At 54.1% G+C, this 255-nt stretch carries 1 protein-coding gene; it reads right to left on the bottom strand.

What is annotated here, in order from left to right:
- The coding region (locus tag QP934_RS11570; protein WP_419127600.1) for a transposase at window positions 1-255 on the bottom strand (255 nt) is incomplete at both ends.

The raw sequence follows: 255 nt of genomic DNA on the forward strand, positions 1-255 counted from the left end.
ATAGCTTTGCCGGCATCAGTACGTGGGCGTGAGGTTGTGTAGCGACGAACTACACGCTGTGCGTGGACAAGGCAACGCTGCACATATGTTGTTGACCAGCAGGTTTTTATTGCGCTTGCTGTTCCTTTCCCGCCATCTGTCGTTGCGATTAACGGGGCAGGGATGCGTTCGAGTAGGCGTGTGTAATCGGGAGCGGTTTCGTGTTTGCACCAGTGCCAAGCAACAACGTGGTCGAGGGTGGAAGCTACAATCAAG

The organism is Corynebacterium sp. MSK122 (genome assembly GCF_030229435.2).
Lineage (GTDB): Bacteria > Actinomycetota > Actinomycetes > Mycobacteriales > Mycobacteriaceae > Corynebacterium > Corynebacterium marquesiae.